This is a genomic window from Pseudomonas sichuanensis (assembly GCF_024749065.1).
In the GTDB taxonomy this organism is placed as follows: Bacteria; Pseudomonadota; Gammaproteobacteria; order Pseudomonadales; family Pseudomonadaceae; genus Aquipseudomonas; species Aquipseudomonas sichuanensis.
Window position 1 is genome coordinate 522,754 of sequence record NZ_CP087185.1, and the last position, 23,248, is coordinate 546,001.

16 protein-coding genes, 6 tRNA genes and 3 rRNA genes are annotated in these 23,248 nt (G+C 57.4%); 23 read left to right on the forward strand and 2 right to left on the reverse strand.

The annotated features are described in order from the left end of the window. Nucleotides 1–100: 100 nt before the first annotated feature. Nucleotides 101–1,135: an N-acetyl-gamma-glutamyl-phosphate reductase gene (gene argC / locus LOY51_RS02415; protein WP_110994258.1), complete on the forward strand. Its 1,035-nt coding sequence runs from the start codon at nucleotides 101–103 to the stop codon at nucleotides 1,133–1,135. A 165-nt stretch (nucleotides 1,136–1,300) separates the two neighbouring features. Next, nucleotides 1,301–1,651 (forward strand): iron-sulfur cluster insertion protein ErpA, encoded by a 351-nt coding sequence (erpA, locus tag LOY51_RS02420; protein ID WP_125462372.1) that lies wholly within the window; start codon nucleotides 1,301–1,303, stop codon nucleotides 1,649–1,651. A gap of 60 nt (nucleotides 1,652–1,711) precedes the next feature. Here the strand turns inward: erpA and LOY51_RS02425 are convergent, their stop codons facing one another. After that, complete coding sequence (locus LOY51_RS02425) at nucleotides 1,712–2,803, reverse strand: anhydro-N-acetylmuramic acid kinase (protein ID WP_125857229.1); 1,092 nt, start codon at nucleotides 2,801–2,803, stop codon at nucleotides 1,712–1,714. Between the two features lie 4 nt (nucleotides 2,804–2,807). Beyond that, entirely contained in the window at nucleotides 2,808–4,235 is a 1,428-nt protein-coding gene (locus LOY51_RS02430) for a peptidoglycan DD-metalloendopeptidase family protein (RefSeq protein ID WP_258644204.1), read from the reverse strand. A 213-nt stretch (nucleotides 4,236–4,448) separates the two neighbouring features. Here LOY51_RS02430 and tyrS point away from each other — a divergent pair, with 213 nt between their 5' ends. The 21 genes from tyrS to rpoB all read left to right on the forward strand — a co-directional run bounded on the left by tyrS (nucleotide 4,449) and on the right by rpoB (nucleotide 23,184). Then, nucleotides 4,449–5,648 carry a tyrosine--tRNA ligase gene (tyrS, locus tag LOY51_RS02435; RefSeq protein ID WP_125861227.1) on the forward strand — a complete coding sequence of 400 codons (1,200 nt, stop codon included), beginning with the start codon at nucleotides 4,449–4,451 and terminating at the stop codon, nucleotides 5,646–5,648. Between the two features lie 571 nt (nucleotides 5,649–6,219). After that, nucleotides 6,220–7,756, forward strand: a 16S ribosomal RNA gene (locus LOY51_RS02440). 86 nt (nucleotides 7,757–7,842) lie between these two features. Beyond that, nucleotides 7,843–7,919 (forward strand) — tRNA-Ile (locus LOY51_RS02445). Between the two features lie 24 nt (nucleotides 7,920–7,943). Beyond that, nucleotides 7,944–8,019 (forward strand) — tRNA-Ala (locus LOY51_RS02450). A gap of 245 nt (nucleotides 8,020–8,264) precedes the next feature. Next, a 23S ribosomal RNA gene (locus LOY51_RS02455) occupies nucleotides 8,265–11,158 on the forward strand. A gap of 133 nt (nucleotides 11,159–11,291) precedes the next feature. Then, nucleotides 11,292–11,407 (forward strand): 5S ribosomal RNA (gene rrf, locus LOY51_RS02460). Together the 16S, 23S and 5S rRNA genes with 2 tRNA genes alongside form the textbook arrangement of a ribosomal RNA operon. 167 nt (nucleotides 11,408–11,574) lie before the next feature. Beyond that, a complete protein-coding gene (gene birA / locus LOY51_RS02465) occupies nucleotides 11,575–12,534 on the forward strand; it encodes a bifunctional biotin--[acetyl-CoA-carboxylase] ligase/biotin operon repressor BirA (protein WP_125462375.1) in 960 nt (319 codons plus the stop codon). Beyond that, nucleotides 12,524–13,273: a pantothenate kinase gene (locus tag LOY51_RS02470; RefSeq protein WP_125462376.1), complete on the forward strand. Its 750-nt coding sequence runs from the start codon at nucleotides 12,524–12,526 to the stop codon at nucleotides 13,271–13,273. Before birA ends, LOY51_RS02470 begins: the two co-directional genes overlap by 11 nt. Nucleotides 13,274–13,280: 7 nt before the next feature. Further along, nucleotides 13,281–13,706: a hypothetical protein gene (locus LOY51_RS02475; protein WP_125462377.1), complete on the forward strand. Its 426-nt coding sequence runs from the start codon at nucleotides 13,281–13,283 to the stop codon at nucleotides 13,704–13,706. Nucleotides 13,707–13,859: 153 nt separating this feature from the next. Beyond that, nucleotides 13,860–13,943: transfer RNA gene (locus LOY51_RS02480), tRNA-Tyr, on the forward strand. A 24-nt stretch (nucleotides 13,944–13,967) separates the two neighbouring features. Further along, nucleotides 13,968–14,041 (forward strand) — tRNA-Gly (locus LOY51_RS02485). 28 nt (nucleotides 14,042–14,069) lie between these two features. Further along, nucleotides 14,070–14,145 (forward strand) — tRNA-Thr (locus tag LOY51_RS02490). Nucleotides 14,146–14,224: 79 nt separating this feature from the next. Beyond that, nucleotides 14,225–15,418: an elongation factor Tu gene (gene tuf, locus LOY51_RS02495; protein ID WP_258644205.1), complete on the forward strand. Its 1,194-nt coding sequence runs from the start codon at nucleotides 14,225–14,227 to the stop codon at nucleotides 15,416–15,418. Nucleotides 15,419–15,472: 54 nt separating this feature from the next. Next, a tRNA-Trp gene (locus LOY51_RS02500) sits at nucleotides 15,473–15,548 on the forward strand. A gap of 43 nt (nucleotides 15,549–15,591) precedes the next feature. Further along, nucleotides 15,592–15,960, forward strand: a complete 369-nt coding sequence (gene secE, locus LOY51_RS02505; protein WP_125462379.1) for a preprotein translocase subunit SecE — start codon at nucleotides 15,592–15,594, stop codon at nucleotides 15,958–15,960. Between the two features lie 9 nt (nucleotides 15,961–15,969). Further along, a complete protein-coding gene (gene nusG, locus LOY51_RS02510) occupies nucleotides 15,970–16,503 on the forward strand; it encodes a transcription termination/antitermination protein NusG (RefSeq protein ID WP_110996446.1) in 534 nt (177 codons plus the stop codon). A 119-nt stretch (nucleotides 16,504–16,622) separates the two neighbouring features. Beyond that, nucleotides 16,623–17,054 carry a 50S ribosomal protein L11 gene (rplK, locus tag LOY51_RS02515; protein ID WP_027595466.1) on the forward strand — a complete coding sequence of 144 codons (432 nt, stop codon included), beginning with the start codon at nucleotides 16,623–16,625 and terminating at the stop codon, nucleotides 17,052–17,054. After that, nucleotides 17,054–17,749, forward strand: coding sequence for a 50S ribosomal protein L1 (gene rplA, locus LOY51_RS02520; RefSeq protein WP_125462380.1), 696 nt, complete (start codon nucleotides 17,054–17,056; stop codon nucleotides 17,747–17,749). The genes rplK and rplA overlap by 1 nt, the downstream gene beginning before the upstream one ends. Nucleotides 17,750–17,948: 199 nt before the next feature. Next, entirely contained in the window at nucleotides 17,949–18,449 is a 501-nt protein-coding gene (gene rplJ / locus LOY51_RS02525; RefSeq protein ID WP_110996444.1) for a 50S ribosomal protein L10, read from the forward strand. A 77-nt stretch (nucleotides 18,450–18,526) separates the two neighbouring features. Next, nucleotides 18,527–18,892 (forward strand): 50S ribosomal protein L7/L12, encoded by a 366-nt coding sequence (gene rplL / locus LOY51_RS02530; RefSeq protein WP_003255496.1) that lies wholly within the window; start codon nucleotides 18,527–18,529, stop codon nucleotides 18,890–18,892. A 218-nt stretch (nucleotides 18,893–19,110) separates the two neighbouring features. Next, the gene (rpoB, locus tag LOY51_RS02535) at nucleotides 19,111–23,184 is read left to right on the forward strand and encodes a DNA-directed RNA polymerase subunit beta (RefSeq protein ID WP_125857232.1); all 4,074 of its coding nucleotides are present in this window, start codon (nucleotides 19,111–19,113) and stop codon (nucleotides 23,182–23,184) included. Nucleotides 23,185–23,248 lie beyond the last annotated feature (64 nt).

Genomic DNA, 23,248 nt, shown 5'->3' on the forward strand with positions numbered 1-23,248 from the left:
TGGGCAAGCGCCGAAGGGTCATGGGAATAGTTGTTACAGGCCTGCCGGGCCCCTATTATCGTGCGCTTTCCAGTGGGCTCGTTGATAAGGGGCAAGCGTTATGATCAAGGTCGGTATCGTCGGCGGCACGGGTTACACCGGTGTCGAACTGCTGCGTCTGCTGGCGCAGCATCCACAGGCCGAAGTGGCGGTCATCACTTCGCGCTCCGAAGCGGGCGTGGCGGTTGCCGACATGTACCCCAACCTGCGCGGCCACTACGACGGGCTGTGTTTCAGCGTGCCGGACAGCAAGGCGCTGGGCGCCTGTGATGTGGTGTTCTTCGCTACCCCGCACGGCGTGGCCCACGCCCTGGCCGGCGAGCTGCTGGCGGCGGGCACCAAGGTCATCGACCTGTCCGCCGACTTCCGCCTGCAGGACGCTGTGGAGTGGGGCAAGTGGTACGGGCAGCCGCACGGCGCGCCTGAACTGCTCAAGGACGCGGTCTACGGCCTGCCTGAAGTGAACCGCGAGAAGATCCGCCAGGCGCGCCTGATCGCCGTGCCCGGTTGCTACCCGACCGCTACCCAACTGGGCTTCCTGCCGTTGCTGGAAGCTGGCCTGGCCGACCCTTCGCGGCTGATCGCCGACTGCAAGTCTGGCGTCAGTGGTGCAGGCCGTGGTGCCGCCGTAGGTTCGCTGTTCTGCGAGGCCGGCGAAAGCATGAAGGCCTATGCAGTCAAAGGGCATCGCCATCTGCCGGAAATCAGCCAAGGCCTGCGTCTGGCCGCAGGCAAGGACATCGGCCTGACCTTCGTGCCCCACCTGACCCCAATGATCCGCGGCATTCACGCCACCCTTTATGCCAACGTCGTTGATACGTCGGTCGATTTGCAGGCGCTGTTCGAAAAGCGCTATGCCAACGAACCGTTCGTCGACGTGATGCCGGCCGGCAGCCACCCGGAGACCCGCAGCGTGCGCGGCGCCAACGTCTGCCGTATCGCTGTGCACCGGCCACAGGGTGGCGACCTGGTGGTGGTACTGTCGGTGATCGACAACCTGGTCAAGGGCGCGTCCGGCCAGGCGGTGCAGAACCTGAACATCCTGTTCGGCCTGGACGAGCGCATGGGCCTGTCCCACGCCGGCCTGCTGCCTTAAAGCAGTGGCAAGTTGCAAGCTTCAAGCTGCAAGCGGGGCTGTCGTATTCGGCTTGCAGCTTGCGGCTAGTCGCTTGCAGCTTTCGTATTGTTGACCAATTTTCTCGGACAAGCGGATAATACGCGCCATCGAGTTTTATGGCGGCACTGCGCCGGGAGAATCAGCATGAGCGTCGAAACCTTCACCCCCACGGCTTTGGAATTCACCCCAGGGGCTGCACACAAGGTGAAGACCCTGGTCAGCGAAGAGGGCAACGAGCGTCTGAAGCTGCGCGTTTTCGTGACGGGCGGTGGTTGCTCGGGCTTCCAGTACGGCTTCACCTTCGATGAAGACGTGGCCGAGGATGACACCATCGTCGAGCGTGAAGGCGTCGCGCTGGTGGTCGACCCGATGAGCTTCCAGTACCTGGCGGGCGCCGAAGTGGACTACCAGGAAGGCCTGGAAGGTTCGCGCTTCGTGATCAAGAACCCGAATGCCAGCACCACCTGTGGCTGTGGTTCGTCGTTCTCGATCTGATCCATGAGCTGACATGAAAACGCCGCGCAATTGCGCGGCGTTTTGCATTGTGCGGGCTGGTTAAGCGGAATAGATGGCGCCGAGGACGCGCAGGCCCCTGGCGGCAGTGACGCTGGGCCGGTTGGCGGGGATGCGTGCCAGGCAGCAATGGGCCAGCCAGGCAAAGGCCATGGCCTCGACCCAGTCCGGATCGACGCCGTGGGCCGCGGTGCTGGACACCTGGGCACCCGGCAGCAGTTGCGCCAAGCGTGCCATCAGCGCGCCGTTGCGGGCGCCTCCGCCGCACACCAGCAAGGCTTCGGTGCCTTGTTGAGCCTGGCCTAGCGAGTCGATGATGCTGCGTGCGGTCAGCTCCAGCAGGGTGGCCTGTACATCTTCGTCGCGGTAGCTGGGCAGTTGGGCGAGATGGCCGTCGAGCCAAGGCAGGTTGAAGACCTCGCGGCCGGTGCTTTTCGGGCCGCTGCCAGCGAAGAACGGGTCGCTCAGCAGTGCATGGAGCAAGTCCGGCTGCACCGCCCCGCTCGCCGCCCAGGCGCCATCGGCATCAAATACCTGGCCGCGCTTGCGCTCGATCCAGGCATCCAGCAGCACATTGCCCGGCCCGCAGTCGAAGCCATGCACTGGCTTGCCGGTCTCGATCAGGCTGAGGTTGCTGAAGCCGCCCACATTGAGAATCGCCAGGCGCTGGCCAAGGTGGCCGAACAGCGCTTCGTGGAAGGCCGGCACCAGTGGCGCGCCCTGGCCGCCCGCCGCGACGTCGCGGCGCCTGAAGTCACCGACCACGCAGATGCCGGTCAGCTCGGCCAGCAGCGCCGGGTTGCCGATCTGTACCGTAAAGCCGCGGGCAGGTTCGTGGCGAATGGTCTGCCCATGGCTGCCGATGGCGTCGATCGCATCGGGCTGCAGGCCTTGCTCGCGCAGCAGGTAGTTGATCCCTTCGGCGGCGAGGGTTGCCCAGTGGTTCTCCGCCAGTGCCGCGCGGGCGATCTCGTCGGGGCCGCTGGCGCAGAGGCCAAGCAGCTGTTGGCGCAGGTCGGTGGGCATGGGGATGTAGTGGGTGGCGAGCAGCCGAAGCTGCTCGCGTTGTTCGATCAGGGCGATGTCCAGGCCATCAAGGCTGGTCCCGGACATCACGCCAAGATAGAGCGCCATGTGGTCAGCGCTTGTTGGCGGCGAGCAGGGTGGCCTTTTCCTGATCCATACGGGCGATCAAGGGTTGGCTCTGCTGGTTGAAGCGCGCGCGCTCAGCCTTGGCGATCGGGTCGGCCATCGGCACCTTCTGGCTCAGTGGGTCGACGTGCACGCCGTTGACCTGGAACTCGTAGTGCAGGTGTGGACCGGTCGACAGGCCGGTAGTGCCGATGTAGCCGATGACCTGGCCTTGTTTGACGCTGCTGCCGGTCTTGATGCCCTTGGCGAAGCCCTGCATGTGGCCGTACAGAGTCTTGTACGCGTTGCCGTGGGCAATGATCACGGTGTTGCCATAGCCACCACGGCGCCCGGCCAGCTCGATGCGCCCATCGCCGGCGGCCTTGATTGGTGTGCCGCGCGGGGCGGCGTAATCGACACCCTTGTGGGCGCGGATCTTGTTCAGAATCGGGTGTTTGCGGCCGGCGGAAAAGCGCGAACTGATGCGGGCGAAGTCCACCGGCGTACGGATGAACGCCTTGCGCAGGCTGTTGCCGTCGGCTGTGTAGTAGTTGGTGTTGCCTTGCTTGTTGGTGTAGCGCACGGCGGTGTAGGTCTTGCCGCGGTTGGTGAAGCGGGCCGACAGGATGTTGCCGGTACCGACCACCTTGCCGTCCATCATCTTCTGCTCGTAGACCACGTCGAATTCGTCGCCCGGGCGGATGTCCTGGGCGAAGTCGATGTCGTAACCGAGGATGCGTGCCATGTCCATGGTCATGCTGTGGGACAGGCCCGCGCGCTGGGCCGAGGCCGAAAGCGAACTCTTGATAACACCGTGGGCGTAGGCGGTTCGCATGACCGGCTTGCTGACTTCGCGATCGAAGCTGAAGCCCTTGTCGGTGCGGGTCAGGCGGATGGTTTCGAGGTTGCTGACCTTGCTGTGCAGGCTGGTCAGTTGGCCGTTCTTGTCCAGTTCGAACTGCAGCACCTGGCCATGCTTGAGCTGGCTGAACTGCTTGGCTTGCTTGTTGCTCGCCAGCAGGTCGTGGACGGCGTTGGCCGGCAGGCCGACCTTGTTGAACAGTGTGGAGAGCGTATCGCCGCGGGCCACGACTACCTCGCGGTGGCCGGGGGCCTTGTCTTCCTGTTTGGCGACTGGGGCGGGCTCTGGCTTGCTCTCGGGCTTGGCCTGGGCGGTGTCCGCTTCATCGCCTTCGATCTGGGCGAAGGGCGAGTCGGTGTGTTGTTCGGATTGCACCAGTGGCGCGACGCGGGACTCTTCCTTCAGCTGCTCTGCCGGACTCTCCAGCTCCAGGCTGAGCGTGGTTTTCTTGGCTTCTACTTCGCTGGAAGGGAATACCAGCAAGGCCAGGCTGAGGAGAGCAGCGATGCCGCTGGCGGCCAACAGATGGCTTTTCGGATAAAGCGGGGGCGCTTTAGGCGTTTCGTTGGTCATAAGTGAGGTGACTTTGAAAAGGATGAAGTGGAAAAGATGAATGACATGATGAAGATGAAATAACTGTATAAAATATAACCAAAACCATTCTCGCGCAAGGGCGCGTAGACGTTGCGTTGCGCCGTTCGGGTCACATTCCGTTGCGAAACTTGTATTTGATGGCCGATCTTGTATGGTTGGCTCCCCTTGAATCTGAGCCTTGCGGGTCTGTCTATGAAGTCTGTTGAAGAGCAGCTGGCGCTAATCAAGCGCGGTGCGGAAGAGGTATTGGTCGAGTCGGAACTGGTGGAGAAGCTCAAGCGCGGCCAACCGCTGCGTATCAAAGCGGGCTTCGACCCTACCGCGCCGGACCTGCACCTGGGCCACACGGTGCTGATCAACAAGCTGCGCCAATTCCAGGATCTGGGCCACCAGGTGATCTTCCTGATTGGTGACTTCACCGGCATGATCGGTGACCCGAGCGGCAAGAGTGCCACTCGCCCGCCGCTGACGCGCGAACAGGTGCTGGATAACGCCGAGACCTATAAGCAGCAGGTGTTCAAGATTCTTGATCCGGCCAAGACCGAGGTCGCGTTCAACTCCACCTGGATGGATAAGCTCACGCCGGCTGATTTCATCCGCCTGGCCTCGCAGTACACGGTCGCGCGCATGCTCGAGCGTGACGACTTCGACAAGCGCTACAGCAGCAATCAGCCGATCGCGATCCATGAGTTCCTCTATCCGCTGGTACAGGGCTATGACTCGGTGGCGCTGAAGGCGGACGTCGAGCTGGGTGGTACGGACCAGAAGTTCAACCTGTTGATGGGGCGTGAGCTGCAGCGCTCTTATGGTCAGGAGGCTCAGAACATCGTCACCATGCCGCTGCTCGAAGGGCTTGATGGCGTGAAGAAGATGTCCAAGTCGTTGGGTAACTACGTCGGTATCCAGGAAGCGCCGGGTGTGATGTTCAGCAAGCTCGTGTCGATTCCGGACACTTTGATGTGGCGTTACTTCGAGCTGCTCAGCTTCCGTTCCATGGAAGAGATCGACCAGTTCCGTGCAGATGTGGCGCAGGGCGCGAATCCGCGTGACATCAAGATCAAGCTGGCGGAAGAAATCGTTGCGCGCTTCCATGGTGAAGAGGCTGCTGCCAGCGCTCACCGTGCGGCGGGTAATCGGATGAAGGAAGGCGAGCTGCCTGAGGATCTGCCCGAGATCGAAGTCGCTGCGGCTGAAAGCTTGCCGATTGCTGCTGTGTTGAACCGGGCTGGGCTTGTGAAAAACTCGGCTCAGGCACGGGATCTGCTCAGTGCTGGCGCCGTGAAGGTTGATGGTGCGGTGGTTGAGCGTGATTTCATGTTTGCCCTGGGCGCTACCCATGTGTGCCAGGCGGGTAAGAAAGCCTTTGGGCGGGTTACTCTCAAGGCTGAGTGATCTCCTGGTGGCGTAGCTATATAGAAGCGGGGAGGCCGACAGGCCTCCCCGCTTTGTTTTTGAGGTAAATAAAGCTTTCTTGAAATTAAAGGTTGACGGGGTTTCAGATCCCCTTATAATGCGCCCCACTTCCAGCGACAACGGAACGCAAAACTCCTTGAAATTCAACGAGTTAAGCGAATCGAAAGCTCCGGAGGCGTTTCGGTCTCAGGATCGGCAGCGGTGAAAAAGGTGGTTGACAGCAGGTTGTAACGCTGTATGATTCGCCTCCCGCTACGAGAGATCGCAGCGAGTTAAGCGGTTGAAGCTAAACGAGTTTCTCGGAAAGAACTTCAAAATAAACGCTTGACAGCAAATGAGGAAAGCGTAGAATGCGCGCCTCGGTTGAGACGAAAAGCTCTTAGCCAAACGCTCTTTAACAAATTGAATCAAGCAATTCGTGTGGGTGCTTGTGAGTACGGACTGATAGTCAAAAAGATTATCAGCATCACAAGTGGCCATGCGAGAAATCACATAGTCATTTGAGATTGCTGAGCCAAGTTTAGGGTTTCTTAAAAATCCAAGCAGTATTGAACTGAAGAGTTTGATCATGGCTCAGATTGAACGCTGGCGGCAGGCCTAACACATGCAAGTCGAGCGGATGAGAAGAGCTTGCTCTTCGATTCAGCGGCGGACGGGTGAGTAATGCCTAGGAATCTGCCTGGTAGTGGGGGACAACGTTTCGAAAGGAACGCTAATACCGCATACGTCCTACGGGAGAAAGCAGGGGACCTTCGGGCCTTGCGCTATCAGATGAGCCTAGGTCGGATTAGCTAGTTGGTGAGGTAATGGCTCACCAAGGCGACGATCCGTAACTGGTCTGAGAGGATGATCAGTCACACTGGAACTGAGACACGGTCCAGACTCCTACGGGAGGCAGCAGTGGGGAATATTGGACAATGGGCGAAAGCCTGATCCAGCCATGCCGCGTGTGTGAAGAAGGTCTTCGGATTGTAAAGCACTTTAAGTTGGGAGGAAGGGCAGTAAGTTAATACCTTGCTGTTTTGACGTTACCGACAGAATAAGCACCGGCTAACTCTGTGCCAGCAGCCGCGGTAATACAGAGGGTGCAAGCGTTAATCGGAATTACTGGGCGTAAAGCGCGCGTAGGTGGTTCGTTAAGTTGGATGTGAAAGCCCCGGGCTCAACCTGGGAACTGCATCCAAAACTGGCGAGCTAGAGTATGGTAGAGGGTGGTGGAATTTCCTGTGTAGCGGTGAAATGCGTAGATATAGGAAGGAACACCAGTGGCGAAGGCGACCACCTGGACTGATACTGACACTGAGGTGCGAAAGCGTGGGGAGCAAACAGGATTAGATACCCTGGTAGTCCACGCCGTAAACGATGTCAACTAGCCGTTGGAATCCTTGAGATTTTAGTGGCGCAGCTAACGCATTAAGTTGACCGCCTGGGGAGTACGGCCGCAAGGTTAAAACTCAAATGAATTGACGGGGGCCCGCACAAGCGGTGGAGCATGTGGTTTAATTCGAAGCAACGCGAAGAACCTTACCAGGCCTTGACATGCAGAGAACTTTCCAGAGATGGATTGGTGCCTTCGGGAACTCTGACACAGGTGCTGCATGGCTGTCGTCAGCTCGTGTCGTGAGATGTTGGGTTAAGTCCCGTAACGAGCGCAACCCTTGTCCTTAGTTACCAGCACGTTATGGTGGGCACTCTAAGGAGACTGCCGGTGACAAACCGGAGGAAGGTGGGGATGACGTCAAGTCATCATGGCCCTTACGGCCTGGGCTACACACGTGCTACAATGGTCGGTACAGAGGGTTGCCAAGCCGCGAGGTGGAGCTAATCTCACAAAACCGATCGTAGTCCGGATCGCAGTCTGCAACTCGACTGCGTGAAGTCGGAATCGCTAGTAATCGCAAATCAGAATGTTGCGGTGAATACGTTCCCGGGCCTTGTACACACCGCCCGTCACACCATGGGAGTGGGTTGCACCAGAAGTAGCTAGTCTAACCTTCGGGAGGACGGTTACCACGGTGTGATTCATGACTGGGGTGAAGTCGTAACAAGGTAGCCGTAGGGGAACCTGCGGCTGGATCACCTCCTTAATCGACGACATCAGCCTGCTGATGAGCTCCCACACGAATTGCTTGATTCATTGTGTAAAGACGATGCTGTAACGCAACCCTGTTATAGGTCTGTAGCTCAGTTGGTTAGAGCGCACCCCTGATAAGGGTGAGGTCGGCAGTTCAAATCTGCCCAGACCTACCAATTACTTGGTGCGGCTGGTCAAATGGGGCCATAGCTCAGCTGGGAGAGCGCCTGCCTTGCACGCAGGAGGTCAGCGGTTCGATCCCGCTTGGCTCCACCACTCTTTCAGGTTTCGCAGCACTGCTCAGAACTTAGAAATGAACATTCGGCAATGAATGTTGATTTCTGACTTTTGTCAGATCGTTCTTTAAAAATTCGGATATGTGATAGATAGACTGACATGCACTTTCACTGGTGTGTGATCAGGCTAAGGTAAAATTTGTGAGTTCTGCTCTTAACTGAGCGAAATGCGAATTTTCGGCGAATGTCGTCTTCACAGTATAACCAGATTGCTTGGGGTTATATGGTCAAGTGAAGAAGCGCATACGGTGGATGCCTTGGCAGTCAGAGGCGATGAAAGACGTGGTAGCCTGCGATAAGCTTTGGGGAGTCGGCAAACAGACTGTGATCCAGAGATCTCTGAATGGGGGAACCCAGCCAGCATAAGCTGGTTATCTTGTACTGAATACATAGGTGCAAGAGGCGAACCAGGGGAACTGAAACATCTAAGTACCCTGAGGAAAAGAAATCAACCGAGATTCCCTTAGTAGTGGCGAGCGAACGGGGACCAGCCCTTAAGTTGGTTTGAGATTAGTGGAACGCTCTGGAAAGTGCGGCCATAGTGGGTGATAGCCCCGTACACGAAAATCTCTTATCAATGAAATCGAGTAGGACGGAGCACGAGAAACTTTGTCTGAATATGGGGGGACCATCCTCCAAGGCTAAATACTACTGACTGACCGATAGTGAACCAGTACCGTGAGGGAAAGGCGAAAAGAACCCCGGAGAGGGGAGTGAAATAGAACCTGAAACCGTATGCGTACAAGCAGTGGGAGCCTACTTTGTTAGGTGACTGCGTACCTTTTGTATAATGGGTCAGCGACTTATATTCAGTGGCGAGCTTAACCGAATAGGGGAGGCGTAGCGAAAGCGAGTCTTAATAGGGCGCTTTAGTCGCTGGGTATAGACCCGAAACCGGGCGATCTATCCATGGGCAGGTTGAAGGTTAGGTAACACTGACTGGAGGACCGAACCGACTACCGTTGAAAAGTTAGCGGATGACCTGTGGATCGGAGTGAAAGGCTAATCAAGCTCGGAGATAGCTGGTTCTCCTCGAAAGCTATTTAGGTAGCGCCTCATGTATCACTGTAGGGGGTAGAGCACTGTTTCGGCTAGGGGGTCATCCCGACTTACCAAACCGATGCAAACTCCGAATACCTACAAGTGCCGAGCATGGGAGACACACGGCGGGTGCTAACGTCCGTCGTGAAAAGGGAAACAACCCAGACCGTCAGCTAAGGTCCCAAAGTCATGGTTAAGTGGGAAACGATGTGGGAAGGCTTAGACAGCTAGGAGGTTGGCTTAGAAGCAGCCACCCTTTAAAGAAAGCGTAATAGCTCACTAGTCGAGTCGGCCTGCGCGGAAGATGTAACGGGGCTCAAACCATGCACCGAAGCTACGGGTATCACCTTTTGGTGATGCGGTAGAGGAGCGTTCTGTAAGCCTGTGAAGGTGAGTTGAGAAGCTTGCTGGAGGTATCAGAAGTGCGAATGCTGACATGAGTAACGACAATGGGAGTGAAAAACTCCCACGCCGAAAGACCAAGGTTTCCTGCGCAACGTTAATCGACGCAGGGTTAGTCGGTCCCTAAGGCGAGGCTGAAAAGCGTAGTCGATGGAAAACAGGTTAATATTCCTGTACTTCCAGTTATTGCGATGGAGGGACGGAGAAGGCTAGGCCAGCTTGGCGTTGGTTGTCCAAGTTTAAGGTGGTAGGCTGAGATCTTAGGCAAATCCGGGATCTCAAGGCCGAGAGCTGATGACGAGTGCTCTTTAGAGCGCGAAGTGGTTGATGCCATGCTTCCAAGAAAAGCTCCTAAGCTTCAGATAACTGGGAACCGTACCCCAAACCGACACAGGTGGTTAGGTAGAGAATACCAAGGCGCTTGAGAGAACTCGGGTGAAGGAACTAGGCAAAATGGCACCGTAACTTCGGGAGAAGGTGCGCCGGCGAGGGTGAAGGACTTGCTCCGTAAGCCCATGCCGGTCGAAGATACCAGGCCGCTGCGACTGTTTATTAAAAACACAGCACTCTGCAAACACGAAAGTGGACGTATAGGGTGTGACGCCTGCCCGGTGCCGGAAGGTTAATTGATGGGGTTAGCGCAAGCGAAGCTCTTGATCGAAGCCCCGGTAAACGGCGGCCGTAACTATAACGGTCCTAAGGTAGCGAAATTCCTTGTCGGGTAAGTTCCGACCTGCACGAATGGCGTAACGATGGCGGCGCTGTCTCCACCCGAGACTCAGTGAAATTGAAATCGCTGTGAAGATGCAGTGTATCCGCGGCTAGACGGAAAGACCCCGTGAACCTTTACTATAGCTTTGCACTGGACTTTGAGCTTGCTTGTGTAGGATAGGTGGGAGGCTTTGAAGTGGGGACGCCAGTTCTCATGGAGCCATCCTTGAAATACCACCCTGGCAACCTTGAGGTTCTAACTCAGGTCCGTTATCCGGATCGAGGACAGTGTATGGTGGGTAGTTTGACTGGGGCGGTCTCCTCCCAAAGAGTAACGGAGGAGTACGAAGGTGCGCTCAGACCGGTCGGAAATCGGTCGTAGAGTATAAAGGCAAAAGCGCGCTTGACTGCGAGACAAACACGTCGAGCAGGTACGAAAGTAGGTCTTAGTGATCCGGTGGTTCTGTATGGAAGGGCCATCGCTCAACGGATAAAAGGTACTCCGGGGATAACAGGCTGATACCGCCCAAGAGTTCATATCGACGGCGGTGTTTGGCACCTCGATGTCGGCTCATCACATCCTGGGGCTGAAGCCGGTCCCAAGGGTATGGCTGTTCGCCATTTAAAGTGGTACGCGAGCTGGGTTTAGAACGTCGTGAGACAGTTCGGTCCCTATCTGCCGTGGACGTTTGAGATTTGAGAGGGGCTGCTCCTAGTACGAGAGGACCGGAGTGGACGAACCTCTGGTGTTCCGGTTGTCACGCCAGTGGCATTGCCGGGTAGCTATGTTCGGAAGAGATAACCGCTGAAAGCATCTAAGCGGGAAACTTGCCTCAAGATGAGATCTCACTGGGATCTTGAATCCCCTAAAGGGCCGTCGAAGACTACGACGTTGATAGGTTGGGTGTGTAAGCGCTGTGAGGCGTTGAGCTAACCAATACTAATTGCCCGTGAGGCTTGACCATATAACACCCAAGCAATTTGCGCGTAAGCCGAATTGTGGTGGTGAAGACGAAAGACCCGAAGATTCGCAACATCACAAATCACATATCTGAATTAGCCAAGAGTGTTCCTAAGACATTCTGGGCAACCGAATTTCTTGACGACCATAGAGCATTGGAACCACCTGATCCCATCCCGAACTCAGTAGTGAAACGATGCATCGCCGATGGTAGTGTGGGGTTTCCCCATGTGAGAGTAGGTCATCGTCAAGATTCATTCCGCAAAACCCCTATCTGCGCATGCAGGTAGGGGTTTTGTCTTTTCCGGAAGAAAATATTGCAATGTCGACGACGGTTTCCTCCCTTGAGGGTGGCCCTTTTCCTATGCAAGGCTTCGGGGCGTGGCTATCATGCCAGCCTTATTCCGAGTCGAGACTGGCATGCTGAAGTTGTTGAATCTCCTCAAGGATGGCCGGTTCCATTCCGGAGAAGCACTGGGGGCGGCCCTTGGTGTAAGCCGCAGTGCCGTCTGGAAACAGCTGCAACATCTTGAGAGTGAGCTGAACCTGACCATCCATAAGGTCCGTGGGCGCGGCTATCAGCTGGCAGCGCCGTTGAACCTGCTGGAATCGCACGCGATTACCGCGTTCTCCCAGGGCGAACAGTGGCCTGTGTTCATCCATGAAAGCATCGACTCGACCAATGCCGAGGGCTTACGGCTTGCGGCGCAAGGCCAGACTGCTCCCTTTCTGGTGCTTGCCGAGCGCCAGACGGCCGGTCGTGGTCGTCGCGGGCGGCAGTGGGTAAGCCCGTTTGCTGAAAACCTTTATTACAGCCTGGTGTTGCGGGTTGAGGGTGGCATGCGTCAGCTCGAGGGGCTGAGTCTGGTGGTTGGCCTGGCGGTAATGCGTACCTTGCAAGCTTTCGGGCTCAAGGATGTCGGGCTCAAGTGGCCAAACGATGTTCTGGTAAGGGGGCGCAAGATCACCGGGATCCTGCTGGAGTTGGTCGGCGATCCGGCCGATGTCTGTCATGTGGTGCTGGGTATCGGCATCAATGTGAATATGCAGTCCAGTGAGCAGATCGACCAGCAATGGACCTCCATGCGTAGCGAAGCTGGTCTGGTGGTTGATCGTAATAAATTGGTTGCTTTACTCAGTCAGCAGCTGCAGCACGAGCTGGCGCGTCATCGCCGATACGGCTTCGCCGCGTTCCAGGAGGAGTGGGAGCAAGCGCACCTGTGGCAGGGGCGCAAAGTCTCCTTGGTGGCAGGCAATACCCGCATCGATGGGGTGGCGCGAGGTGTGGATGGTCAAGGCGGCTTGCGTCTTGATGTAGATGGTGTGGAAAAGAGCTTCAGCGGTGGCGAGCTCAGTCTGAGGTTGCGTGATGATTCTTGAGCTCGACTGCGGGAACAGCTTTATCAAATGGCGGGTGATACACACTGCAGATGCGGCTATCACTGGGGGCGGAATCGTCGACTCTGACCAGGCCCTTGTAGCTGCTATCGGTGCGCTTCCTGGCTTGCACCTGGCGGGAGGGCGAATGGTCAGCGTGCGTAGCGAAGAAGAAACTACGGCACTTTGTGCTCTTCTTCAGCAAGCCTTCGCCATCGACGTTAAAGTGGCTCAGCCGGTGCAGGAAATGGCCGGGGTGCGCAATGGCTATGAGGATTTCCAGCGCCTGGGCATGGATCGCTGGCTGGGTGCCCTGGGCGCTTTCCACTTGGCCAAAGCTGCTTGCCTGGTCATTGACTTCGGCACTGCGGCCAAGGCGGACTTTGTTGCGGCCGATGGTGAGCATCTGGGGGGGTATATTTGCCCTGGCATGCCGCTGATGCGCAGTCAGTTGCGGACCCACACGCGCCGTATCCGCTATGACGATGCATCGGCTGAGCGTGCTCTTAGCAGCCTGGCTCCTGGGCGCTCTACGGTAGAGGCAGTAGAGCGTGGCTGTGTGCTGATGCTCCAGGGTTTTGCCCGGACGCAAATCGAGCAGGCGAAAGCCTTGTGGGGTGATGACTTTACGATTTTCCTCACGGGTGGAGATGCCCCGTTGGTGCATGAGGCCGTTCCCCAGGCGCGGATCGTGCCGGATCTGGTATTCGTTGGTCTGGCCATGGCCTGCCCTTTGAGTTGAGGTGTCTATGCGCTGGTTGTTTCTGCTGTTACTGGTGCTGAACGTTTTCTATTACGTATGGCATCAGCAGGAGGCTCCGCTGAGGGTCAAAGAGGTCGCACCTCTCTCTTTATATAAAGGCAGCCAGCAAGAGATTCGTCTGCTGCGTGAAACGGGAGTTGCGACACCAGCCAGGCGCCGGGATGAATGCCTGGTGGTGGGTGGGCTTGCTGGGCGGGAGCAGCTCGATGCGCTACGTCAGCGGTTACTGAGCCTCGATATCGCCTCGCAGCCGGTCGCAGGACAGTTGCCTGGATCCGACGGGTTGTGGCTCAAGGTGGCCCCTGAAGGCGAGCGTTTGCTGGACCAGTCGGTGCTGGCCATTCTTTCCAAGGATTTCAAAGACTTAAAACACAAAATTATTTTGTGCGAGGGTATTGCAACTGCTGAATAGCTTGATAGAATGGCGCCCGCTTCACAGGGAACGCCACTCAGGTAGCAGAACCAGAAGCAGTGTCAAAGTGGCTAACCTTCAGATTTGATTGAAAAAATTTGAAAAAAAAGCTTGACACTAGGGCGGCAGCCAAATAGAATGTCGGCCACATCTGGAGGGATTCCCGAGCGGCCAAAGGGGACGGACTGTAAATCCGTTGCGCGAGCTTCGAAGGTTCGAATCCTTCTCCCTCCACCAGTTTTAGCGAGAGCCGCAAGCTCCGCGGGTATAGTTTAGTGGTAGAACCTCAGCCTTCCAAGCTGATGATGCGGGTTCGATTCCCGCTACCCGCTCCAAGTTTGCAGTTGTTGCGCAAAGTGTTTCGCTCTTGTAGCTCAGTTGGTAGAGCACACCCTTGGTAAGGGTGAGGTCAGCGGTTCAAGTCCGCTCAAGAGCTCCATATAAACAAGGCAGATATGAAAATATCTGCCTTTGTTTTATCAGCGGTATGACTATTTCTTCTGCGGAGGACTGTATCGATGGCTAAGGAAAAGTTTGATCGTTCCCTACCTCACGTTAACGTCGGCACTATCGGCCACGTTGACCACGGTAAGACTACTCTGACTGCAGCGCTGACCCGCGTCTGCTCCGAAGTTTTCGGTTCGGCCGTCGTTGAGTTCGACAAGATCGACTCGGCTCCGGAAGAAAAAGCTCGCGGTATCACCATCAACACCGCGCACGTCGAGTACAACTCGAACATTCGTCACTACGCTCACGTTGACTGCCCAGGTCACGCTGACTACGTGAAGAACATGATCACCGGTGCTGCCCAGATGGACGGCGCGATCCTGGTTTGCTCGGCCGCCGATGGTCCGATGCCACAAACCCGTGAGCACATCCTGCTGTCCCGCCAGGTTGGCGTTCCGTACATCGTGGTCTTCCTGAACAAGGCTGACCTGGTAGACGACGCTGAGCTGCTGGAGCTGGTCGAGATGGAAGTTCGCGACCTGCTGTCCACCTACGACTTCCCAGGCGACGACACCCCGATCATCATCGGTTCGGCTCGTATGGCCCTGGAAGGCAAAGACGACAACGAGATGGGTACCAGCGCTGTTAAGAAGCTGGTTGAAACTCTGGACAGCTACATCCCAGAGCCAGAGCGTGCTATCGACAAGCCGTTCCTGATGCCAATCGAAGACGTGTTCTCGATCTCCGGTCGCGGTACCGTTGTTACCGGCCGTATCGAGCGCGGTATCGTTCGCGTTCAAGACCCGCTGGAAATCGTTGGTCTGCGTGACACCGCCACCACCACCTGCACCGGCGTTGAGATGTTCCGCAAGCTGCTGGACGAAGGTCGTGCTGGCGAGAACTGCGGCGTCCTGCTGCGTGGTACCAAGCGTGACGACGTTGAGCGTGGCCAGGTTCTGGTCAAGCCAGGTTCGGTCAAGCCGCACACCAAGTTCACCGCAGAAGTCTACGTTCTGTCGAAGGAAGAAGGCGGTCGTCACACTCCGTTCTTCAAGGGCTACCGTCCTCAGTTCTACTTCCGTACCACTGACGTGACTGGTAACTGCGAACTGCCGGAAGGCGTTGAAATGGTAATGCCAGGTGACAACATTCAGATGACTGTCACCCTGATCAAGACCATCGCAATGGAAGACGGTCTGCGCTTCGCCATCCGTGAAGGCGGTCGTACCGTCGGCGCCGGCGTCGTAGCAAAAATTATCGAATAAGTAGTTGATTTACTTGATCAGGCCGGTATAATGGCCGGCCTGATACAGCGTTACAGGTCAGTAGCTCAATTGGCAGAGCGACGGTCTCCAAAACCGTAGGTTGGGGGTTCGATTCCCTCCTGACCTGCCATTCACCTCGGTGTGATGGCTTTCTTCTTACAGGATCCTCCTCGATGACCCCCAAAACTGAAGCCCAAGAATCGCGTTTTGATCTGTTCAAGTGGCTGGCTGTAGTGGCTTTGGTGGTTGTTGCTGTCGTGGGTAATCAGTATTACTCGGCATCGCCGATCCTGTATCGCGTTCTCGCACTTCTTGCTCTGGCTGCGGCTGCTGGCTTTGTTGCCCTGCAGACTGCGAAGGGTAAGTCGTTTTTTGCGTTGGCGAAGGAAGCTCGTACTGAGATCCGTAAAGTCGTGTGGCCGACCCGCCAAGAAACCACTCAGACCACGCTCATCGTAGTGGCTGTTGTTCTGGTTATGGCACTGCTGCTGTGGGGGCTAGACTCCCTGCTCGGCTGGGCGGTCTCCTTGATTGTTGGCTAAGGGTGTCCCGTGGCTAAGCGTTGGTACGTAGTGCATGCTTACTCGGGTTACGAGAAGCATGTGATGCGCTCCCTGGTAGAGCGCGTCAAGCTGGCTGGCATGGAAGATGAGTTCGGCGAGATCCTGGTCCCGACCGAAGAAGTCGTCGAGATGCGCAACGGCCAGAAGCGCAAAAGTGAGCGCAAATTCTTCCCTGGCTATGTGCTGGTCCAGATGGAAATGAACGAAGGGACTTGGCACCTTGTCAAGGATACCCCTCGCGTCATGGGTTTCATTGGTGGTACCGCAGACAAGCCTGCGCCGATCACCGATAAAGAGGCTGAGGCCATCCTGCGTCGCGTAGCCGATGGCAGTGACAAGCCGAAGCCGAAGACGCTGTTCGAGCCGGGTGAAGTGGTTCGCGTCATTGATGGGCCATTCGCCGACTTCAATGGCAGTGTCGAAGAGGTTAACTACGAGAAGAGCCGTCTGCAGGTTGCAGTGCTCATTTTCGGTCGCTCTACTCCGGTGGAGCTCGAGTTCAGCCAGGTCGAGAAGGTCTAGCCGAACGAAGCATCCCATACCCCGCAGCCCTATGTGCTGCGGGGTTTTGTCGTCACTGGGATAAAACGCAAGTCATCCGGGGAGCCATCTGGCGTTCGTACCCGATATTGGAGTAGCTCATGGCTAAGAAGATTCAGGCTTACATCAAGCTGCAAGTAAAGGCCGGCCAGGCCAACCCTAGCCCACCCGTTGGTCCAGCACTGGGTCAACACGGTGTGAACATCATGGAATTCTGCAAGGCCTTCAACGCCCGTACTCAGGGTCAAGAAGCCGGCCTGCCGACTCCTGTGATCATCACTGTCTACAGTGACCGTAGCTTCACCTTCGAAACCAAGAGCACCCCTGCCTCGGTTCTGCTGAAGAAAGCTGCTGGCCTGACCAGCGGTTCGGCTCGCCCGAACACTGTCAAGGTCGGTACCGTGACCCGCGCTCAGCTGGAAGAGATCGCCAAAACCAAACAGGCTGATCTGACCGCTGCTGACCTGGACGCTGCTGTACGCACCATCGCTGGCTCTGCCCGCAGCATGGGCCTGAACGTGGAGGGTGTGTAATGGCTAAGCTGACCAAGCGCCAAAAGGCTATCGCCGAGAAAATCGAAGCAGGCAAGGCCTACAACTTCGAAGAAGCCGCAGCTCTGCTGGCTTCGCTGCCGAACGCCAAATTCGTCGAGTCGTATGACATCGCCGTAAACCTCGGTGTTGACCCGCGTAAATCCGACCAGGTTGTACGTAGCGCTACCGTGCTGCCACACGGCACTGGCAAGACCGTGCGCGTTGCCGTCTTCACCCAGGGCCCAGCTGCTGAGGCTGCTCTGGCTGCCGGCGCTGACCGTGTAGGTATGGATGACCTGGCTGCCGAAATGAAAGCCGGCGACCTGAACTATGACGTTGTTATCGCATCGCCTGATGCCATGCGCGTTGTGGGTCAGCTGGGTCAGGTTCTGGGTCCTCGCGGCCTGATGCCTAACCCGAAAGTCGGTACCGTTTCGCCAGACGTAGCCACTGCCGTGAAAAACGCCAAGGCTGGTCAGGTTCGCTACCGCACCGACAAAAACGGTATCATCCACACCTCCGTTGGCAAAGTCGGCTTCGAAGCTGGCAAGCTGAAGGAAAACGTTGAAGCCCTGATCGCTGATCTGAAGCGTATCAAGCCGGCTTCCTCGAAAGGTATCTACGTCAAGCGCGTTACCCTGAGCACCACCATGGGCCCAGGTCTGATCATCGATCAGAGCTCGCTGAGCGTGTAAGACAATGTTGGCGGGTGTCATGCCCGCCAACAGCAAAAATTGGGGTCCCTGCCTGGCGGGGGCTATCCAAGACCGTAGGCGGCGCAAGCCTTAAACAACCAGCCTACGCAGATGGTGCTCCCGGTTCCTTACCGAATCAGACACCAAAACGACATCCGGCTTCGGCCAGATGAAACGGTAACAAGCAGGAGTTTTACCCGTGGCAATTAAACTCGAAGACAAGAAGGCCATCGTCGCTGAAGTCAACGAGGCTGCCAAAGTCGCTCTGTCCGCTGTCGTGGCTGATGCCCGTGGTGTGACTGTAGGCGCAATGACCGGACTCCGTAAAGAGGCTCGTGAAGCTGGCGTATACGTACGTGTCGTACGTAACACCCTGCTCAAGCGCGCTGTTGCTGACACTGAATTCAGTGTCCTCAACGACGCCTTCACTGGCCCTACCCTGATCGCTTTCTCCAACGAACACCCGGGCGCTGCTGCCCGTCTGTTCAAAGAGTTCGCCAAGGGTCAGAGCAAGTTCGAGATCAAGGCAGCTGCGTTTGACGGCAAGTTCATTGCAGCGAACCAGATCGACGTGTTGGCTACCCTGCCGACCCGCGACGAGGCCATCGCGAAGCTGATGAGCGTGATCCAAGGCGCTACCAGCAAGCTGGCCCGCACCCTGGCAGCTATTCGCGACCAGAAAGAAGCAACCGCCGCCTAAGGCGCGCGAAACTCTTTCGAATCATACGTTTAATTTGATAGCTGCTTAGGCTGTCACCCCAATACAGGATTTAAGTCATGTCCCTGACTAACGAGCAAATCATCGAAGCAATCGGCCAGAAAACCGTTCTGGAAGTTGTTGAGCTGATCAAAGCAATGGAAGAAACCTTCGGCGTTACCGCTGCTGTTGCCGCTGCTGGCCCAGCTGCTGCTGCTGCCGTTGTTGAAGAGCAGACCGAGTTCAACGTTGTTCTGGTTGAAGCCGGCGACAAGAAAGTGAACGTCATTAAAGCCGTTCGCGAGCTGACCGGTCTGGGCCTGAAAGAAGCCAAAGAGAAAGTCGATGGCGCTCCTCAGGTTGTAGCTGAAGGCGTTTCGAAAGAAGCCGCTGAAGACGCTAAGAAGAAGCTGGAAGAAGCAGGCGCCAAAGTCGAGCTGAAGTAATTTCGACTGTGCGATGCCAGCCTGAGCGTTAAGCGAAGGGCTGATGGCTGGTGGCTTATGCCACCGGCCTTTTTCCGTTATTGGTGGCCGATCAGGTCGGCCCCGATAACGAGCAGTAACCACCATGAGGGTGGCGCAAACCAAGGGGTTTGCACGATTTTCTGGCTGCTCCCGCCGGGAGATGCCAAACAAGCAGGTGACCAAGCTGGGGAATGCTGATGGCTTACTCATACACTGAGAAAAAACGTATCCGCAAGGACTTTAGCAAGTTGCCGGACGTCATGGACGTGCCTTACCTCCTGGCAATCCAGCTGGATTCGTATCGCGAATTCCTGCAGGCAGGAGCATCCAAGGACCAGTTCCGCGACATCGGCCTGCATGCGGCCTTCAAATCGGTATTCCCGATCATCAGCTACTCCGGCAATGCTGCCCTGGAGTACGTCGGCTACCGCCTGGGTGAGCCGGCCTTCGATGTGAAGGAATGTGTCCTGCGCGGTGTGACCTTCGCGGTCCCGCTGCGGGTGAAGGTGCGCCTGATCATCTTCGACAAGGAATCGTCGAACAAAGCGATCAAGGACATCAAAGAGCAAGAAGTCTACATGGGTGAAATCCCCCTGATGACTGAGAACGGTACCTTCGTTATCAACGGTACCGAGCGTGTGATCGTCTCCCAGCTGCACCGTTCGCCTGGTGTGTTCTTCGACCACGACCGTGGTAAGACCCACAGCTCGGGCAAGCTGCTGTACTCCGCACGCATCATCCCTTACCGCGGTTCGTGGCTGGACTTCGAGTTCGACCCGAAGGACTGCGTGTTCGTTCGTATCGACCGTCGCCGCAAGCTGCCGGCCTCGGTACTGCTGCGCGCCCTGGGTTACAGCACCGAAGAGGTTCTGAACACCTTCTACACCACCAACGTTTTCCACGTTTCCGGCGAAAAACTGAGCCTGGAGCTGGTGCCTCAGCGTCTGCGTGGTGAAGTCGCGGTCATGGACATCCACGACGATTCCGGCAAGGTCATCGTCGAGCAGGGCCGTCGTATCACCGCACGCCACATCAACCAGCTGGAAAAGGCTGGCGTGAAACAGCTGGACGTGCCGCTGGAATACATGTTGGGCCGCACCACCGCCAAGGCGATCGTGCACCCGGCTACCGGCGAGATCCTGGCCGAGTGCAACACCGAGCTGACCACCGACCTGCTGGTCAAGGTCGCCAAGGCTCAGGTCGTTCGCATCGAAACGCTGTACACCAACGACATCGACTGCGGTCCGTTCATTTCGGACACCCTGAAGATCGACACCACCAGCAACCAACTGGAAGCGCTGGTCGAGATCTACCGCATGATGCGTCCGGGCGAGCCGCCAACCAAGGACGCCGCCGAGACCCTGTTCAACAACCTGTTCTTCAGCGCCGAGCGTTACGACCTGTCCGCCGTTGGCCGCATGAAGTTCAACCGTCGTATCGGTCGTACCGAGATCGAAGGTTCGGGCGTGCTGAGCAAGGAAGATATCGTCGAGGTTCTCAAGACCCTGGTCGACATCCGTAACGGCAAAGGCATCGTCGACGACATCGACCACCTGGGTAACCGTCGTGTCCGTTGCGTCGGCGAGATGGCCGAGAACCAGTTCCGCGTTGGCCTGGTGCGCGTGGAACGTGCGGTCAAAGAGCGTCTGTCGATGGCTGAAAGCGAAGGCCTGATGCCGCAAGACCTGATCAACGCCAAGCCGGTTGCGGCGGCGGTGAAAGAGTTCTTCGGCTCCAGCCAGCTCTCGCAGTTCATGGACCAGAACAACCCGCTCTCCGAGATCACCCACAAGCGCCGTGTCTCTGCACTCGGCCCTGGCGGTCTGACCCGTGAGCGTGCTGGCTTTGAAGTCCGTGACGTACACCCGACCCACTACGGCCGTGTGTGCCCGATCGAAACGCCGGAAGGCCCGAACATCGGTCTGATCAACTCCCTGGCGGCCTATGCCCGCACCAACCAGTACGGCTTCCTGGAAAGCCCGTACCGCGTGGTGAAAGAGGGTGTGGTCAGCGACGACATCGTGTTCCTGTCCGCGATCGAAGAAGCCGATCACGTCATTGCCCAGGCTTCGGCCGCAATGAACGAGAAGAAGCAACTGATCGACGAGCTGGTAGCGGTCCGTCACCTGAACGAATTCACCGTCAAGGCGCCGGAAGACGTCACCCTGATGGACGTTTCGCCGAAGCAGGTAGTTTCGGTTGCTGCGTCGCTGATTCCGTTCCTCGAGCACGACGACGCCAACCGTGCGTTGATGGGTTCGAACATGCAGCGTCAGGCTGTACCTACTCTGCGTGCCGACAAGCCGCTGGTCGGTACCGGCATGGAGCGCAACGTTGCCCGTGACTCCGGCGTCTGCGTCGTGGCCCGTCGTGGCGGCGTGATCGACTCCGTCGATGCCAGCCGTATCGTGGTGCGTGTTGCCGATGACGAAGTAGAAACCGGTGAAGCCGGTGTCGATATCTACAACCTGACCAAATACACCCGTTCCAACCAGAACACCTGCATCAACCAGCGTCCGCTGGTGAGCAAGGGTGACGTGGTCAAGCGCAACGACATCATGGCCGACGGCCCGTCCACCGACATGGGTGAACTGGCGCTGGGCCAGAACATGCGCATCGCGTTCATGGCCTGGAACGGTTTCAACTTCGAAGACTCCATCTGTCTGTCGGAGCGCGTGGTTCAGGAAGACCGCTTCACCACGATCCACATCCAGGAACTGACCTGTGTGGCCCGTGACACCAAGCTTGGCCCAGAGGAAATCACCGCGGACATCCCGAACGTGGGTGAAGCTGCGCTGAACAAGCTGGACGAAGCCGGTATCGTCTACGTAGGTGCCGAAGTCGGCGCTGGCGACATCCTGGTCGGCAAGGTCACCCCGAAAGGCGAGACCCAGCTGACGCCGGAAGAAAAACTGCTGCGCGCGATCTTCGGTGAGAAGGCCAGCGACGTCAAAGACACCTCCCTGCGCGTGCCGACCGGCACCAAGGGTACCGTCATCGACGTACAGGTCTTCACCCGTGATGGCGTTGAGCGCGACAGCCGCGCCCTGTCCATCGAGAAGATGCAGCTGGACGAGATCCGCAAGGACCTGAACGAAGAGTTCCGCATCGTTGAAGGCGCAACCTTCGAGCGTCTGCGTTCCGCGCTGAACGGCCAGGTGGTTGACGGTGGTGCGGGCCTGAAGAAAGGCACCGTGATCACTGACGACGTGCTGAACGGTCTGGAGCACGGCCAGTGGTTCAAGCTGCGCATGGCTGAAGATGCACTGAACGAGCAGCTGGAAAAGGCTCAGCAGTACATCGTCGACCGCCGCCGTCTGCTGGACGACAAGTTCGAAGACAAAAAGCGCAAGCTGCAGCAGGGCGATGACCTCGCACCGGGCGTACTGAAGATCGTCAAGGTCTACCTGGCAATCCGTCGTCGCATCCAGCCGGGCGACAAGATGGCCGGTCGTCACGGTAACAAAGGTGTGGTCTCGGTGATCATGCCGGTTGAAGACATGCCGCACGACGCCAACGGTACGCCGGTCGACGTCGTACTGAACCCGCTGGGCGTACCTTCGCGTATGAACGTCGGTCAGATCCTTGAAACCCACCTGGGCCTCGCGGCCAAGGGCCTGGGCGAGAAGATCGATCGCATGATCGAAGAGCAGCGCAAAGCCGCTGAGCTGCGTGGTTTCCTCACCGAGATCTACAACGAGATCGGTGGTCGTCAGGAGAACCTGGACGAGTTCACCGACGAAGAGATCCTCGCCCTGGCGCACAACTTGAAGAAGGGCGTGCCAATGGCCACTCCAGTCTTCGACGGTGCCAAGGAGAGCGAGATCAAGGCCATGCTGAAACTGGCAGACCTGCCAGAAAGCGGCCAGATGGTGCTGTTCGATGGCCGTACCGGCAACAAGTTCGAGCGTCCTGTGACCGTCGGTTACATGTACATGCTCAAGCTGAACCACTTGGTGGACGACAAGATGCACGCGCGTTCCACTGGTTCTTACAGCCTGGTTACCCAGCAGCCGCTGGGTGGTAAGGCGCAGTTCGGTGGTCAGCGTTTCGGGGAGATGGAAGTGTGGGCGCTGGAAGCATACGGCGCGGCATACACCCTGCAAGAAATGCTCACAGTGAAGTCGGACGACGTGAACGGCCGTACCAAGATGTACAAGAACATCGTGGATGGCGATCACCGTATGGAGCCGGGCATGCCCGAGTCCTTCAACGTGTTGATCAAAGAGATCCGTTCGCTCGGTATCGACATCGATCTGGAAACCGAATAACACGTGACGCGAAGGGGAGTGCGGCAGCTGATGCCCACTCCCTGCTCCGCCAGGAGGAAAGGCC